Below are 16,651 nucleotides of genomic sequence, written 5' to 3' on the forward strand. Positions count from 1 at the left end.
GCTGATGGCCATAAACAGTCCGTGGGTGGGATCGCTGAAATAGGTGAAGAGGTAGGCACCCATATCCTTTTCGGTGAGGGCACGCTTGGGTTTTGCCGTCGCAGAAAGTGTGATGAAAGCGACAAGAATCAGTAAAAAGGTTCGTTTCATTGTATCGTTATTGTTTTATAATCAGTTTATCGCCGTTCAGGTCCACCTCGAAGAGATGGGGGATGCGGACGGTACGGCCAAGGGCATCCTTGGAGTGATGATGTACGGACATCATCCATTGGCCGTCGAAGCGTTGGAAGAGCATCGAGTGACCATAGCCTGGAGGAGTGATGGGCTGGGGTTCTTGAATCCAAGGACCGTCGAGTGTTCCGCTCTCGCTATAAGCTACGCCCTGGGTATAGACGTCGAAGACCCAAGAGGTCCAGACCATACCCAGCCGTCCTGTGCCAGTTCGGAAGAGATAGGGTCCGTCGGTGACCTTATTCCAGGTAATCTCCCCCTGGTCATTTCGTTCCCGACTCCAGGGTGAGTCGCTGGCTCGGAAAAGCACCTTTGGTTCGCCTACTGTGCCGCTGAGGTCGGGTTTGAGCTCTATCTTCTCAATGGTGCCGTTCCAGTTCTGCAGCCATTCGCCACAGAAAACCATATAGGGTTTCCCGTCGCGGTCTTTCCAGTAGGTGCCGTCAAGTGTAGGACGATTGGCAGGCAGATAGGTGTCATCGCCAAAGGCACGATAGGGGCCCATGGGGTTGTCGGCACGAAGCACCTGCGATGCCCTTCGCTCGATGACATTGCCGCGAACAGTATCAATCTTCACCGCCTGATTGGTGAACGTGGCGAAGTAGTAATACCAGCCATCGCCTGTTTGGTGCAACTCTGCGGCCCATATCATAGGACGCGGTCCCATCCACGAGTTGTTAGAAAAGGATGTCACACGATGAGGGCCCTCCCACAGCTTCAGGTCGCTAGAGCGCCACATCATGCCACCCGTGCCCGTCATATAGTACATCTTTGTTTTTTGGTCGGCAAGAATAGCTGGATCGCTCAGTCGTATCGAGTCCAACGGCACGTTTTGCCTGACACGCATGGCACGCTGCTGGACAGGTTCAGCCTGTGCATCGAGCCAGCAGAGGAAGGCCACAAGCGATGCGTTCCAGTTGATGGCAATCTCGTTGGAGGCATAGGAATCGGTATCATCGAGATACGACTCATCAGGCACATTCGAAGGATAAACGGCAGTCTTCAACTCACGCTTGTCCTGCTGTCCTGGGTTCGGACCGCCCACAAGCATGCCTGGGAAGGGAGCCTCGATGGCATCGGCAGCCGACGGACGGTGGTGGGGGTGCATGGGTGACTTGTCGCCAAAGCCAGTCACATAGCAATAGCCTGTGGCGTTGCGCCCCAGCAGATAGTCGGCATTCTGCAGAGCGTAGCGACGATACTTCTCTGTGCCCATCATCTTGTCAGCATAGAGAAGGGCTAGGGCCTGACAGCAGCAATGTTCGGCTAGGCAACCCCAACCGAAGTCGCGCGGACTGTTGCCATAGGGCGACTGGAAACTGGATGTCTCGACGTCTTTCACAGCCTCATCACAATAGGTCGTCAACTGTTGGAGCATCGTCTCTCGCAAGGGATTATTGGCGTCAGCCAGACATTCAAAAGCTCCCAGCGAGGCTACGTTGCCCCACGAGGGTGTGGTGAACTGCTTGGGCTGATACTGCTTAGCATCGTCGAGATAGACCCGTTTACCCGTCAGGCGCCAAAGGGCTGTGGCAGCCCAGAAGAACTCGTCGTTAGCGTTAAAGTCGCCATAGGTGCCAGTGGTGACGGCAGGATCTTTCAAGGTGTTCTGCATATAGAAACTCCTGGGATGCTCCTTCGCCCATTGATAGGCCCGCTCGGCCATTGCTGCAGCTTGAGCGGAGAAACCGGGATAGTCTCTCTGATAGGGTTCGAAGAGGCATGCGGCATCGGCCATCACGGCTGCGAAGTCGAGAGTAGCCGTTGTGCTTTTTGCCACCACATAGCGTTGCTGCTTACAGTCCGTTGGCATCACAAATCCTTCGAAATTGGGTGTTGTCAACTTATGATATACACCACCGTCGTAGGGGTCCTGCATGGTGAGGAACCACTTCAGGTTGAACATCATCTCGTCCAAGATATCGGGCGTGACATTATTGCTCTCTGGGATGTCGGTCTTGAGCTGTGCGAAATAATAGGTAAGTTGCTCATAGGCTGCAAACATCAGGCCGATGCTAAAGGCCGAGTTCACCACATATTTATTATAGTCGCCAGCGTCATACCAGCCATAGGGAGAGTTGATAACAGTTCCTGCGGGCCTCAGCGGCGAAGCGGCAGAATTATGGACCTGCACACGGATATCGGGATGACCCAACGGACGGCTATAGACAGCATCATCGATAGCTACACCCGAACGAATGAGATAGAACAAACGCAGCGAAGCCTTCGCTATATCACGATAAGGACGATTACTGACATGAAGCACACACGACTCATCGCCAAGACTCACACGATAGTCGCCTGGCGTCGTCAGCCCGTCAAGGGTGACTACATAGCGCGTCTTCTGGGACAGCGACGACACGGCCTTACGCACCGTCTTTGCCTTTATCGTCTTGCCGTCGGGCATTGTCACTCGCACCTTGTTGCCAGGGTTCTTACCCTCTACAACAATCACTTTCTCTTGCTGCGGATAGCAGCCCACCTGATTACGACGTATAAGCTCACTTGCCTGTGCACAGATGGTGAGACAGGCAAAAAACAATGCGACACAAATCGATAATCTCTTCATTGTCCAAGGTTTGTCAAGTCATTTAGTTATTCGTTTGCAAAAATACTAAATTATTTCGAAAAACCGCTATATTGGAGCAAGAATTAACTATTATTCATTCAGATAATCTCTTTCACTTATAGAGATAGGACTTTCACCCCTAAAGGAATGATTCCTTTCATTGAAAAGTGCCATTCCTTTCACCCTTGGAGCCTATCTCTTTCACCCTTGGAAGGCATCTCCATAAAATACCCTGTACAAGACGGATGATTACTCCTTCATGACTTCTTCCCACATAAGCACAGAACCATTGCGGCGAGCAGGGTCAGGGCCTACAAAATCCCATGAGTAGGGACTGCCCGTGGTAGGACTCTTGCCCAGGTACTTGTGGTTCTTCAGCGACAGAAGCATGAAGTCGTGGTCCAGATAGTCCTGCCACAGGAATGTTGTAGAGTTGATGTCATCGGTAGTAGCCAGCTTTTCTCCGCCTACAAGTTTGTCAGTGGTGAAGCGCACATCGCCAGGCAGTCCGTCGCCATAGACCTTCACATAGCGGCCGTCGGCACATTGCAGAGCTACCAAACCCTGTCCGCGGTCAATGACCTTGAATTGCGTCAACTCGCTCTTATCGCCAGCATGAGTATCGTGTAGCATACCGTGCTTCAGGGCAATGGCAGGTCGACCCGTCGCCTTGTTGATGATGCGGATGGTCTTGCCGTAGGGAATATTCTTGCTACGATCAGCACAAGGCTCGTCAACGGTAAAGTTATCGAACTCGGCATAGCCGCCCTGCTTACCTTTCACATTAAAAGCGAATAGAGCGTGGCGCGACCCCTGGAAACTGATGAGCTGATAAGTCAGCGGCATTATGCGACCAAGGGTCTGGAAGTTAACACCATCTGTGGAGTAGGCATACTGCATCTGGTTGTTGTCATAGTCACCGATGCAACGGAGCCATATTTTATCGCTGGCAAAACCAGTTGACACGAGGACGGTATCATTAGTCATCTGTTCAAAAGAACGTAATGAGAGGGCATTACCTTCCTTCACTAAGCCTATCCACGAGCAGGGAACATTGATATTGCCTAAGCCACAGACATCGCCATCTTTCATGCCCTTTGTATAGAGTTCAACGGTAGTTGTCGACTTAGGGCCGATGACGCGCTGGGTCAGCGTATTACGAGCCCACATCAGTTGTTCTGCAGGCTGTGCCTGAATGCGTAGCTTACCACCCTTCAGGCACCACAGCTTCTCCTCTGGATTATGGTTCCATTGCCAAATGGGCTTCAGCGTTTTTCCATTGAAATCATCGCTGCGGTCATAGGGAGCACACATAGGCTGCGGCTCCTCTCCTATTCCATAACATCCCAGCTTAGTGTCAGGCTTGAACCAGGTACGGGGAGCACGACCCAGATTGCCCTTAAGTCCCACCATCGGCCAGCCATCCTCCCAAGTCATGGGCATCAGGCAGACGGTGCGACCAATAGAATGGAAGTCCTGCATGAAGAGAGCCCACCAAGAGCCGTCCTTAGCCTGTACGATACCACCCTGATGGGCATTATCGCAGCCTGTGGCATCGGGGCTAGCAGCATTAACGCCAAATTTCGTGCCGTCCTCGCCAATGCGGTATTTCGTGCCACGAGGTACAGAAGTGCGTCCTACACCGTGGTAGCCATAGGTTTCGTCGGCCTGGATGACCCGTGTCTCATAAGGTCCCCAGATACTTTTAGAACGTGAGCAGAGTGTACGACCGTTGGGCGAGTAGTCAGTAGATATGAGATAGTACATACCATCAATCTTATACATGTGGTGACCCTCACCTATGCCGTTGCCCTCAGGAATGATGACGCGGTCGCTACCCTCAACGGGGCCACTCATGTCGGGTTTCAGCTCAGTACAATGCACCTCACCGTACCTATGGATGGCATAGATTTTACCATCGTCATCGAACAGCACACCCAAGTCGTAGATGTTACCCTGCATATTATGGTGTGTCCACGGCCCCTTGATGTCCTTCGCTGTATAGCATTGCAACCCTTTACCATTGATATTTGAGAAAACATAGAACTGGCCGTTGGCATAACGGATACAAGGAGCCCAGATGCCCTGTCCGTAGATTTCCTGATGATTCTTCAGCGCAAACTTATCCTCAGGGAAATCGAAACGGTCGAAGCAGTAGGAGGCAAACTCCCAGTTCACCAAGTCCTTTGAATGGAGGATGACAAGTCCGGGTACAGCGTGCATCGTCGTGCCAGCGAGGTAATAGTCATCACCTACACGGATGATGTCAGGGTCAGAGAACTCGTCATAGAACAGAGGATTGGTAAACGTGCCGTTACCGTTGTCGGCAGTCCACGACGTTGACTGTGCGTTGACATTAACGACTGTGAAAGATAAGAGGCAGCAGGCCAGAAACAACATTTTCTTCATCATTGCAATAGTACAAAAAGGGGTTAGATTTAGTTTTCGTCTGCAAAGATAATAAAAAATGGTGAAACCGATACAAGTTTCGTGGAATTTTATTATCTTTGCAGCCACAGTAATAAAAGTTATCGATTATGAAAAGAACCGTATTATATTTATTCGTGCTGTTGCTGGTAAGCTGTGGTCAGCAGCCCCAAAAACGCAGCGAGTCTGTCAATGAAGAACAGCCTCAGACACTCAGCGAGTCAAAGAATGAACAGCAGGAGGCAAGCGTTGAGAACGAAGAGAGAATCCTTGAGCCCATAAGCATCATCACCATGCCGAAGATTACTTTGGCAGAATGGGAGAAGTGTGGAGAATTGCTTGACGAGGGCGATGAGTCTCAGAACTTAAATAAGTACGGCGACCTTACTATTTTCGAAGATATGTACAGCGGACGTTGCAGCTGGTATTGCGGCGGCGAGGTGAAGAGCGTCACGGCATCGAGTTGTCTGCAGCACGTAGGCTCGTTTGACTATAAAGGCGAGAATGCCCACGACTTCAGTCACGAGAGTGTCTGGGCCACAAAGGGCAAAGGCATTGGCGAGAGCCTGACCTACACCTTTGAGGGAAAATGTCCTCGCATCACGGCGGTAAAGATCCTGAATGGTCACGTGAAAAGCGAGAAGGCTTGGAAAACCAACTCACGAGTGAAGAAGCTGCGCATGTACTATAACGACCAACCCTATGCTGTCCTCCACTTGCAGGACAGCCGCACTTTGCAGATTTTCGATGTGGGCACCCTCGGCTATCATGACGATACAAAGCCCGACTGGACGCTGAAGTTCGAGATTCTCGAGGTTTATCCCGGCTCAGGCTGTGATGATACCGTCATCTCCGAATTGTATTTCGATGGCATCGATGTACATTAAAATAGAATAGGTATCTTAGTTATTTTAGTCCATAGGATAGCGAACGTCCCATTTGCGTCGCAGGTCATCCATGAGTTGCATGATGTAGAGAGTTTCGGCATGCGACATCTCACGAGGCTCGAGGAGTCCGTCAATGAGGGCTTGGCGACAGGCAAGGAATTGATACTCGTAGCCAGTAATCTGCTGAGGAACTCGGATGGTCTCTACGTAGGTCCTATCGGGGCCATTGACGGTGATAGTCTGCGGATTGTTGATATTATCAATGATAAGATTGCCTTCAGTACCCGCTATGACGCCAATGTTATCACCTACACAGGAAGCACTCGACTGCAAATTGCAGAGCACGCCATCAGCAAGGAGGATAGTCATCGCATTGGTAATATCCATACCTGTTGCTGATTTCACACACGTGCCATCAATACTAACGATGTCGGCAGGAAAGAACATACGCACAAAGTTTAAGGCATAGACACCAAGGTCAAGCAGAGCGCCACCACAAAGGTCGGGTTGCATAATGCGGGGCTTTTCTCCCATCGAATAGCCGAGGGTAGCAGTTACAAGTCGAGGATTTCCAATACGTCCACTATTAATAAAGTCACGTACCATTTGTACCACAGGCTGGTAGCGAGTCCAGATTGCTTCTGCCAAGAAAACATTCTTCTCATGCGCCAAACTGATTATCTCCCTCGTCTGTCGAACGTTGGCCATAAAAGCCTTTTCAACAAGACAGGGCTTGCCTGCCATTATTGCATCTTTGGTGACATCATAATGATGCGAATGAGGCGTACCGACATACACCAGGTCCACATTGGAATCGGCTATCAGTTCGCTGTATGAGCCGTATGCGCGAGGGATATTCCACTTCTTAGCGAAAGCCTCAGCCGTTGCTAAAGTACGAGAGCCCACAGCATAGGCCTCACATTGATCCAGCCCACCAAGGGTAATGGCTGCCTTTTCAGCAATCCACCCCGTTCCGATGATTCCTACTTTCATTATCTTGCACTTAATAGAATTTCACTATATCATCAAGCGGCCGATGGCGGGGTTGCACAGGATTAGCAGCACGATAGCCAAGAGCGATGACTGCCATGATGGTCTCGCCTTCAGGGATAGAGAACAACTGGCGCAACTTGTCAGCCTCACGCATACCCATAATGAGGGTATCGAAGCCCATAGCACGAGCTTTTAGAATCAAGTAGCAGTTAGACAGGCCGTTGTCATAGGCACCCCAACCGTCGCCTACTTCATTGGTGGGTTTTCCGCTGAAGAAGCCAGACTTGCCCCGTTCGAAGGTTGAGACGATGAGTACTGGTGCATTCTTGATACGGTCCTTATTGCCACCCACCATATCCTGTACAGCAGCGACTTTCTCGGGCGAGATGGCGACATAGTATTTCGACGGTTGCTGATTAGCCCATGAGGGAGCCTCCTGGACGGCCTCCATCAATTGGCGCACCTCGGCCTCGGTAATCTTCTTTGTTGCATCGTAGTTACGAATACTACGTCGAGTGGTTAATACTTCGTCGAACGACGGTGAAGGACTTGTTTGCGAATAGCTGGGCAGCACCATCAGTACTGCGAGAACAGCGAATGTGATGATTCTTTTCATTGTCTTCAGTTATTTATTCTTTATCTTTTGGATTATCAGTAGTCATTTCACCGAGTTGGCAAGTCAAACGGCTGATGTCGTTAGCACTCTCTTTCATGCGTGCAGTAATATCGCTAACCTCTTCTTCTGGGAGTCCGTGCAGGCTTGCAGAGAGGACTTGTGCAAAGCCACAGATGATATTGAGAGGAGTACGTATTTCGTGATACATATCCTGGATGAATGCGGTTTTTCGTTGATTGGTCTCGACTTTGAGCTGAGTGGCAGCAGCGAGTTCGTGGTTATGTTGTTCGAGCTCTTGGTTAGCCTGTTGGATGTCGCTGACTGTTTGTGCCAGTGACTGCTGCATCTGAATAAAGCTATTTTGCAGTCGTCCTACACTGTCGCTGCGTTGGCTCTGTGGGAGAGGCTCGTCGAAATGTCCTTCAGCAATGCGTTTTGCCTGTTCATCGAGTTGTCGTAGTGGCTGTACTGCACGGCGTACAGTCTGATAGCAGAAAAGCATAAGGAGTGCAAGTCCGAGGATGATGAAAATCCAGACGGCAGTAAGCAGTCGGTTATAACGTGCAAAGACATCGCTGACAGGACAGACGATGGCGATGCTCCATCCAGTACGGAGCATAGGCCGATAGAAGATGAATGCTGGCTGCCCGTCGACAATGGTTTCTGTCATGCCACTATGACCTGCAAGCATTTTGCTTCCCATAGCTTCGATGTCGCGTTTTGCCTCTGGTGCTGCATCGCTGAAGATACTCTCTCGGAAGAGTTTAGCGGTGTCGGGATGTACAAGATAAGTGCCGTCACGTCCAATCATGATAGCCGAGGAGTTAGGATAGGGCTTCAAGTCAGTGATGACCTGTGATAGCCATTTGAGCGTAAGGCTGGCTGTGATAGAACCGATATAGCGTCCATCGGCATCGCGCATAGGACAGCAGTAAGATGTCATGATATCAGGTGAGGAAAGTGTGCCTTCGTTGTAGTCATCGAAAGCATCAATCCAACAGGACTTGCCGAGTATGCGTGGTGTTTTATACCACACGGCATCGAAGTATTCGAAGGGCCCCTCACGTACGGTGGTAATGCTATCTGGTAAGGGAGCATTAGTCAAGGATAAAGAATCAAGGGCGTCAGAGGGACGATGGCGGAGGGAGTAGGCAGAAAAGTAGCGGCCCATTTCTGGGAAATAATAAGGTTCCATGGAGATGGCAAAACCCGTGAGGAAAGCATTCTGCTGGACGGTGCGATGTGTGAAGACGAGGAGCGAGTCGGGATGTAGATGTTGTGGTGTAGTGGTGGCCATGAAGTTGGTAACAAGCTCCGTTTCGTCCATGATGCCGTTGATATGCTCAGCAGTATTGTCGAGTAGCTGTGTGGCCCGTTCGAACGCTGCATTCTGGATATATCGTTTACAACGAAAGAAGAGATAGCCGAAAAGGAGAGAGAAGACCACGGTGACGATAATGACAATAATCAGTCCGAGGCGTAATGAAAGGCTACGGGTAAGCGCATTAGTGGGAATGATGCGCTGTTTGATGTTGTTGAAGAATCGTTTCATGAGCCAGCGGGGTCTTGTATGAGTTGGTCGAGCAGTTGGATGATAGACTCACTACCCTGCATGATGTCGGTTTGCAGGGAGTCCATGTCTGTTTTAGAGAGCTGAGGATAATCGCGACATAAGGTATCAGTAGTCTGACGGAGATCATCTACATGTGGGGCCATACGTTGGGTCATATTGCGGAGGAAGTTTGCCTTTTTCTTCTCGTATGCCTCAGCCTCGTCATAGGTAGCTTGCAACTGTGCGTGCTGACGGTTCAACTTGGCCTGTTTGCGTTTCATCTCAGTCATATAGGCTTTCAAGGCCTGCTGCATCCTCGACAAGCTGTTCTGTAGTCGTCCAGTCTCGTCGCGATGGTGAGTATCTGGTATCGGGGTATCTAGATTACCCTGGGCGATGGTCTGTGCGGCATCAGCCAGCCTATGTAGAGGTCGCAAATGTCGTGCGATGACTATATAGAGAATATAGAGCAGCACGATAATGGTGACAATGCTCCAGGACAATAGGATCCACTGCATTCGTGCGTATTTTCCATAGATATCCTGCGCGGGACACACCGCTGCAAGGCTATATACACGATTGCCCAGAGGCTGTGTGAAGATATAAATATCCTGATTATCGGACATCACCTGTCGATACCCGCCAGTGCCACCAGTGATATAGGCATCGAACTGGCTGCTGTCGCAACGTATAACATAGAGTTGAACATTAGGAAGCGAATTTTGCAACATGGCCAGCGATCCAGACTCTTCGATGAGCTTTTCAATGCGACTACGATTGATTCGTAATTGCTGGTTCTCGAGCCGTGCCATCATCTCCGTCTGTCGCAGCGAGTTGTCAATACGTAGTGCTGTGTTTTCGAGAGCTTGGATTGTTGCATCAATGGTTTCATCGTGTATGACATCCTCCGAGAAGATGGTGAGGAGTGCGATGACCAAGCTTGAGATGGCCAACACGAAGCCCGCCACCCACAGCGAGAGCTGTGTGGAAAACGAAGTACGTATTTTATGGAGTATTGTCATATATAAAAGAGTAAAAGTTATTTTGCCCCTACGATATTCTTAAGTGAGGAACCAAAGATGACGTACTGTGTGTTGCCAGCGATAGTGCCCTCATTCTGTCCCCAAAGGAATGGCCAGTCATCGTAGTTTTCGAAATGGTCAGGCTTACGAAAGAGCAATCCTGGAGCCACATTACCCGGTATGGCAGAGAAATCTGCACGGTTGTTGCCATAGAACACCTGCTTAGGACGTGTGGCCCCAACGACAGCAACGAATGAGTAGTTGTGGTAAGGATGGCAACCATAGAGCCAGTTAGCCACTCGGTACACCTCGTCTTTCGAGATGATGTCGGGGAAGTAGATGTGTGCATAGTTGACCGTAACGCCAAAGTTCAACACAGCATTGACACCCGCCCAGTTTCCTAAGCCGATAGGTACGCCGTAAGGATTCTGCGTGTCGAAGCTCTTGATATATTCGGCATATTGCTGGACGGCAGGTCGCAGTTTTTGTTTGTAGTCATTACCCTTCATTGGGATACTGTCGAGCATGGTTTGGAGGTTACGTGCCACGTTACGGTAGTTGCCATCGCCAGTACCTGTCAGCCAGTCATTGTCTGCCTCTGCCTGTCTGTCGCGTGGACGACGACGCTGCTTCATCAGTTCTTGGGCTTCCTTTCGCAGACGGTCTGCCTGCTTTTGTGCTCTGTCGGCCAGCTCATCATTGTAGCCGCGAAGCACACGGGCAGCCGAAGTGAACACTCCTGCCGCCTGAAGGTCAAGACTCGGATTGCGAGTTGTAAATGCCCACATATCATCAGGGGTGCCACTGGATTTACCATCAGCACTCACCTCATAGGGTTTCAAAGAAGGGTCATAGTGCAAACCGTCAGTAATCGAGGCTGCATCACCCAGATGGTGATAATTATCGAGCACGGAGTTGGAGAGCGTAGAAGCCATATGACCTATCTGCTCAGCCTGTGCCACAAGGTTCAACACACCATGTTCTATGAACTGTAACACATCGGGTACACCGTCAGGACGGTGAAGTTCCACATAACGTTGCTGTTCACTGACAAAGGTCTCGTCGCGCTGCGGGTGGAACAACTCCCATGTTCGGATAAAGTTCTGCACCACGTTGATATTCGAGCCTGTCTCTATATCGAAGTCGCCCGCATCGAAATAACCACCAATATTTAAACCAGGAATAAGTTCATAAGGCTTATATTTCGTATCAGTCTGTGCGCCTTGCCTATGCAGGTCGAAGTGATCGCTCTCGGGCGCCTGAAGATAACCTTCCTTGAAAGGTTCACCGTGCCATGTACGATAGCCTTCTGTCACATACATGTGATTCATATGAATGGGCACCCAGACATCTGTTGTCGCATCGGTAATCTTGTCGTAGACATGCTCGTCAATGAGGAAGTCGTTGGTCTTTGTCTGACCATACTGTATATAGTAAACACCTGGTTGGCGGACGGAGGAGAAGTCAAACTTCACATAATTGTATTTATAATAGGGTCCCCAGTTGTTGATGGCACCTTGGAAAGCCTGTTCAGTGGTACCATCCTGCTTGATACGCATAAGCGTAGCTGTGGCCTGCGGTTTATCGTTCTTGTCGAGCTCAATGACAGCCACCTTAGGTTGTTCGGGGGTATAGCCAATCTGGGAGAATCCGATATTTGGCTGACGTATCCAGTTAGGGATAGCATGGGGTTCTACAGTCCATGTCACCACCTTACCTGTCTTTTCTGCGGGCAGGACGCTACGGAGCACAAACCAACCGTTCTGAGCCAGCATACGTCCATCATATAGTTTCAACTCTGCGTCATCGCTATTGATGCTTATCAGACGCTCAGGGTCGTCAGTTGCAATCGTGAGACTATGTCCAGTCTCTAACGGCAGAGGGTCGACAAAGCGGTCTGTACCACGATCATCATAAGTCTTAAAACCCTTGAATTGTCGTGGTTTCTCACTATTAGGCCGTGTGATGGTCTGACTGGTAGCATAACGGGGGAAGCGGTTCAGACGTCCGTCCATGATAAATGTCTTGAGCCAGTACTGCGATGGTAGGAACTCAATATTAAATCCTGCCTCGCCGACGAGTTTCTCTGGCACGGGCTTGTCCAAATAAACAGCAATCTCGACAGCCTTGCCCTTAGCTGTCACCACAGCCCTACTCTCAAAGTCGTAATCATCGTAACGCATCGTTACCTCGATGCTACCATTGGCTTTGTCCACTTTCCGATTTGTCATCTTAGGCACAAGATCCCACTGTTCCGGTGTGTTGTTCAGACGGACGGCACCACCCTGTACAGTACGCACACCATGATGAATAATCTCGATACCAGAATTTTTCTCATCGTTGAATCCACCATTGAAACTATTGCTGAACACCAGCACGTTCACACCCTGACGTTCGAAATACTCCAGGTCGTTGAGTTTCAGATCCTGTGCACAGAGTGAGGCAGAAGCCATCAAACCCGTAAAAAGGATGAATACTCGTCTCATTGTCTATGTCTTTAGTTATTGTGTATACTATGCTATTTGAATATCTTCTGTGCGAACATTGACAGATAGATGCGCCAGTTGCGCCAGATATGACCACCATCGTTCTCATAATACTCATAGGGATATTTGTGGCCATCAAGGTACTTGCGCAGGTCGGTATTCATCTGCATAAGGAAATCTTCCTTACCAATTGCAATCCAATAGAGCTTAGGCTTCGAGTCGAAGAGACGTTTCATCTGAGCATCGAACTTAGCCTGGTCGTCATTGCTTTGCTGTCCGTTGAGTGAACCACCGAAGGCCATACGCGTAGCTGCTGACTGCAGACCATAATAATCAAATGTCTCTGGGTAGAGTCGCGAGATGCCAAAGGTGTGGCCGCCACCCATCGAAAGACCTGTCACAGCACGCCCCGAGCGCTTGGCGATGGTCTGATAGTGACTATCCACAAAGTTGACGATATCCATGAAGCTCTCCTCCATTGTTGCCTTGGCACCACGCTGGTTAAACGCATTGCCATCGGGGGTGTACATACCTTCGTGCCACCAGCCTGGTGCAGCGTTACATGTTGGGTTACCATTTGGCATCACTACAATCATCGGCACGCACTTACCCTCGGCAATAAGGTTATCCATAATCTGCCATGTGCGACCAAGGTCCCCCCAGGCGGTCTCGTCACCACCATGACCATGGAGCAGATACATCACGGGGAAGCGCTGCTTACCGTCATAGGTCGGCGGCAGATAGATGGTCATACGACGCTGTTGCCCCAAAGTGGGACTGTCGTACCACACTCGGCTCATGGTGCCATGAGGCACATCGTTCACCGAATAAAGATGACCTTTATCGTCAGCCGACTTTGTCACGATAAAAATGTTGCTCAAGGTAGAGATATCTCGGTTCACATAACTGTTCGAGGGATCGACGATACGCTGACCGTCAACACTCAGGCTATAGGAATAGAGCTCAGGATTGAGCACATCCGTAGTCACTGTCCACACGCCATTGTCTTGCTTAGTCATGTCGAGACGTTTGTTGCGAATCTCCTCAAAATCGCCATTAACACTGACCCTCGTAGCCAATGGGTCGTAAAAGTTAAAGGTCACAGTGCCATCAGCATTGATAACGGGCGACTTTACTCTGGGGCGCTGTCCCAATGCTTGCTGGCCGTAGCTGCTCATTGCCATCAGGCCCATCATCATCATTAAAAGAATCTTTTTCATACGTTATTGGTTTATTTGTCTTGTTAATATTTTCAGGTTTTTAAGGGTGACGTGCTCTCTCGGATATTCAACTGGGCGTTGAGAACGATATGCTTGATAGTGGTATTGCCGTTAATCTGGTCAAGCAGCAGTTTCGCTGTCTTACGCCCCATATCCCTCTGGTTCTGCTTCACGAACGTCATACGGGGATACGACATGCCAGATACCCAGTCGCTCATAAAACCAATAATGGATATATCCTGTGGAATGCGCAGCCCCTTGCTGACAATTGCCTGAAAAGCGGCATGTGTCAGAAGACCGAAGTCAGCTAAAATAGCATCAGGGGGTTCTGGAAGCGACAATAGTTCCAAAGTATCAGACAGTCCGGAGTTAAAACTAACATGACCGCATTTCACAAGTTCCTTCTTGATGGGCCTTCGTCTTTCCTTCAATGCCTCCAAATAACCATGTTTACGATCAGAGGCTTGTTTAATACGGTTGGGACCACCCAGATATGCTATTCGTTGTGCTCCGCTGTCAATCAGATGAAGTGTGGCCTGTCGAGCTGACTCAACATCATTGAAATTCACCATAGGACAGTCTATATCTGCGACACGGTCGAAAAGTACCACGGGGATATTACCATCTTTCAATCGCTTGATATGGGTAAAGTCGGTCGTTTCCTGCGACAAACAAATGGCAATGCCTTCGACGTGCATATCCATAAGTCGCTCTACGCACTCCACCTCGCTCACATACTTATCACCCGAATCGGTAATGATACACATATAGCCATTATTACGTGCCTCCATTTCTATCCATTTCACAATATGTGCATAGTGTGAGAACGAAATGTCGGGCACCACGATTCCCAATGTCCGCGTAGCACCATAACGCAGACTCATGGCAAAGGGATTAGGTCGGTAACCCCTTTCGTTGGCCAACTCAGTAATCTTCTGTTTTAGGTCAGGACTAACACCAGGCTGGCCTTTCAAAGCACGTGACACCGTAGATACATTCACACCCAGCAAGCGGGCAATATCACGTTGAGAAACACCTTTCTTCATATTATTACTCAATAGACTGCACAAAAATACACATTTCTTTACTATTTTATAACGCAACAAGTTGGAAAGTGTTGCGCAATGCGTTGCGCTTTTGCATAAAAAAACACTGGCCCGAGAAAGGCCAGTGTCATGTATCATAAGTTTTCTTGTCTATCCTACCGTTCCTTCCAGCGAGACGCTGAGCAGCTTTTGAGCCTCTACAGCAAACTCCATAGGAAGTTTCTGCAGCACTTCCTTGGCATAGCCATTGACAATGAGGCCTACAGCCTGCTCGGTGGGAATACCACGCTGATTACAATAGAAAAGTTGGTCTTCTGAAATCTTCGAGGTCGTAGCCTCATGCTCGAAGATGGCTGTATCGTTGTGTACATCCATATACGGGAAGGTATGTGCGCCACAATCCGAACCCAACAACAGCGAATCGCACGAAGAGTAATTACGGGCATTGTCGGCCGTAGCTGCTGCACGTACCAAGCCACGATAACTATTCTGACTATGACCAGCAGAGATACCCTTTGAGATGATTGTCGACTTGGTGTTCTTACCTAGATGAATCATCTTAGTTCCTGTATCGGCCTCCTGATAGTTGTTAGTAACAGCCACAGAATAGAATTCTGCCTGTGAGTTGTCACCTCTTAATATACATGAGGGGTATTTCCATGTGATGGCACTACCCGTCTCCACCTGAGTCCACGAGAGCTTGGAGTCAACACCACGCAGGTCGCCACGCTTCGTCACAAGGTTGAGCACACCTCCCTTACCATTCTCGTCACCAGGATACCAGTTCTGAACAGTCGAGTACTTCACCTCAGCACGATTCATCACGATAATCTCCACGATAGCAGCATGCAACTGGTTTTCATCGCGCATTGGAGCAGTACAGCCCTCTAGATAAGAAACGTAAGCATCATCGTCGGCAATAATCAATGTGCGTTCAAACTGACCCGTATTCCTAGCATTGATACGGAAATAAGAGCTCAGTTCCATAGGGCAGCGCACACCCTTGGGGATATAGACAAACGAGCCGTCGCTGAACACAGCCGAATTGAGGGCTGCAAAGAAATTATCCTTATAGGGCACCACCGTACCTAAGTACTGACGTACCAAATCGCCATGCTCTTTGATTGCCTCACCAATTGAGCAGAAAATAACGCCCTTTTCGCGAAGTTTCTCCTTAAAGGTGGTCTTCACACTCACCGAGTCCATGATGGCATCAACGGCAGTATTGCCACTAAGAGCCAAGCGCTCCTCAAGGGGGATACCCAGCTTATCGAAGGTCTTCTCCAGCTCAGGGTCAATCTTGCCATCGCCCTCAGGCTTCTTGGCCATTGGGTCAGCATAATAACTAATAGCCTGATAGTCAATCTCTGGTACATGCACATGACCCCACTTTGGTTCCTGCTGCTCCTTCCAGTAACGGAACGCCTTCAGACGAAATTCGAGCATCCACTCAGGCTCGCCTTTCTTTTGCGAGATGAGCCGCACCACATCCTCGTTCAGTCCTACGGGTATAATCTCTGTATGCACATCGGTAGTAAAGCCGAACTCATATTTCTGCTCGGCCACCTGACGTACAAACTCATTCTTCTCATTCTGCATATC

Annotated in this window: 11 protein-coding genes and 1 pseudogene; 1 reads left to right on the top strand and 11 read right to left on the bottom strand. The window is 49.5% G+C overall.

What is annotated here, in order from left to right; translation table 11 throughout:
- Positions 1–157 precede the first annotated feature (157 nt).
- The 3 genes and pseudogenes from Q0R57_RS03130 to Q0R57_RS03140 form a co-directional block, all read right to left on the bottom strand.
- Complete coding sequence (locus tag Q0R57_RS03130) at positions 158–2,521, bottom strand: glycoside hydrolase family 9 protein (RefSeq protein WP_294744005.1); 2,364 nt, start codon at positions 2,519–2,521, stop codon at positions 158–160.
- A pseudogene (locus Q0R57_RS03135) lies at positions 2,516–2,800 on the bottom strand (cellulase N-terminal Ig-like domain-containing protein); the annotation flags it as partial. The pseudogene Q0R57_RS03135 and the gene Q0R57_RS03130, both read right to left, overlap by 6 nt.
- 249 nt (positions 2,801–3,049) lie before the next feature.
- Positions 3,050–5,209 (bottom strand): glycoside hydrolase 43 family protein, encoded by a 2,160-nt coding sequence (locus Q0R57_RS03140; RefSeq protein ID WP_294744007.1) that lies wholly within the window; start codon positions 5,207–5,209, stop codon positions 3,050–3,052.
- A 128-nt stretch (positions 5,210–5,337) separates the two neighbouring features.
- Between Q0R57_RS03140 and Q0R57_RS03145 the strand changes: the two genes are divergently transcribed.
- Positions 5,338–6,114, top strand: coding sequence for a hypothetical protein (locus Q0R57_RS03145; RefSeq protein ID WP_294743819.1), 777 nt, complete (start codon positions 5,338–5,340; stop codon positions 6,112–6,114).
- Between the two features lie 24 nt (positions 6,115–6,138).
- On the opposite strand, the gene Q0R57_RS03150 is transcribed toward Q0R57_RS03145, so the two are convergent.
- From Q0R57_RS03150 to sufB, 8 genes are all read right to left on the bottom strand, one after another.
- A complete protein-coding gene (locus Q0R57_RS03150; protein WP_294743821.1) occupies positions 6,139–7,107 on the bottom strand; it encodes a Gfo/Idh/MocA family oxidoreductase in 969 nt (322 codons plus the stop codon).
- A gap of 10 nt (positions 7,108–7,117) precedes the next feature.
- A complete protein-coding gene (locus Q0R57_RS03155) occupies positions 7,118–7,723 on the bottom strand; it encodes a nitroreductase family protein (RefSeq protein ID WP_294743822.1) in 606 nt (201 codons plus the stop codon).
- Between the two features lie 13 nt (positions 7,724–7,736).
- The gene (locus tag Q0R57_RS03160; RefSeq protein WP_294743825.1) at positions 7,737–9,275 is read right to left on the bottom strand and encodes a hybrid sensor histidine kinase/response regulator; all 1,539 of its coding nucleotides are present in this window, start codon (positions 9,273–9,275) and stop codon (positions 7,737–7,739) included.
- Entirely contained in the window at positions 9,272–10,297 is a 1,026-nt protein-coding gene (locus tag Q0R57_RS03165) for a HAMP domain-containing protein (RefSeq protein WP_294743828.1), read from the bottom strand. The genes Q0R57_RS03160 and Q0R57_RS03165 overlap by 4 nt, the downstream gene beginning before the upstream one ends.
- Positions 10,298–10,314: 17 nt before the next feature.
- The gene (locus Q0R57_RS03170) at positions 10,315–12,783 is read right to left on the bottom strand and encodes a cellulase N-terminal Ig-like domain-containing protein (protein WP_294743829.1); all 2,469 of its coding nucleotides are present in this window, start codon (positions 12,781–12,783) and stop codon (positions 10,315–10,317) included.
- A 32-nt stretch (positions 12,784–12,815) separates the two neighbouring features.
- Complete coding sequence (locus Q0R57_RS03175) at positions 12,816–14,003, bottom strand: esterase (RefSeq protein WP_294743831.1); 1,188 nt, start codon at positions 14,001–14,003, stop codon at positions 12,816–12,818.
- Positions 14,004–14,035: 32 nt separating this feature from the next.
- Complete coding sequence (locus Q0R57_RS03180) at positions 14,036–15,049, bottom strand: LacI family DNA-binding transcriptional regulator (RefSeq protein WP_294743832.1); 1,014 nt, start codon at positions 15,047–15,049, stop codon at positions 14,036–14,038.
- 150 nt (positions 15,050–15,199) lie between these two features.
- Positions 15,200–16,648 (bottom strand): Fe-S cluster assembly protein SufB, encoded by a 1,449-nt coding sequence (gene sufB, locus Q0R57_RS03185; protein WP_294743834.1) that lies wholly within the window; start codon positions 16,646–16,648, stop codon positions 15,200–15,202.
- Between the last annotated feature and the right edge of the window lie 3 nt (positions 16,649–16,651).

Origin of the sequence: uncultured Prevotella sp., assembly GCF_946407605.1 — a bacterium.
Taxonomy (GTDB): domain Bacteria; phylum Bacteroidota; class Bacteroidia; order Bacteroidales; family Bacteroidaceae; genus Prevotella.

What these genes read in the sequence shown, in the direction of transcription:
- Q0R57_RS03140 (WP_294744007.1), bottom strand. Translation starts at nt 5,209, where the DNA reads ATGAAGAAAATGTTGTTTCTGGCCTGCTGCCTCTTATCTTTCACAGTC.
- Q0R57_RS03145 (WP_294743819.1), top strand. Translation starts at nt 5,338, where the DNA reads ATGAAAAGAACCGTATTATATTTATTCGTGCTGTTGCTGGTAAGCTGT.
- Q0R57_RS03150 (WP_294743821.1), bottom strand. Translation starts at nt 7,107, where the DNA reads ATGAAAGTAGGAATCATCGGAACGGGGTGGATTGCTGAAAAGGCAGCC.
- Q0R57_RS03155 (WP_294743822.1), bottom strand. Translation starts at nt 7,723, where the DNA reads ATGAAAAGAATCATCACATTCGCTGTTCTCGCAGTACTGATGGTGCTG.
- Q0R57_RS03160 (WP_294743825.1), bottom strand. Translation starts at nt 9,275, where the DNA reads ATGAAACGATTCTTCAACAACATCAAACAGCGCATCATTCCCACTAAT.
- Q0R57_RS03165 (WP_294743828.1), bottom strand. Translation starts at nt 10,297, where the DNA reads ATGACAATACTCCATAAAATACGTACTTCGTTTTCCACACAGCTCTCG.
- Q0R57_RS03170 (WP_294743829.1), bottom strand. Translation starts at nt 12,783, where the DNA reads ATGAGACGAGTATTCATCCTTTTTACGGGTTTGATGGCTTCTGCCTCA.
- Q0R57_RS03175 (WP_294743831.1), bottom strand. Translation starts at nt 14,003, where the DNA reads ATGAAAAAGATTCTTTTAATGATGATGATGGGCCTGATGGCAATGAGC.
- Q0R57_RS03180 (WP_294743832.1), bottom strand. Translation starts at nt 15,049, where the DNA reads ATGAAGAAAGGTGTTTCTCAACGTGATATTGCCCGCTTGCTGGGTGTG.
- sufB (WP_294743834.1), bottom strand. Translation starts at nt 16,648, where the DNA reads ATGCAGAATGAGAAGAATGAGTTTGTACGTCAGGTGGCCGAGCAGAAA.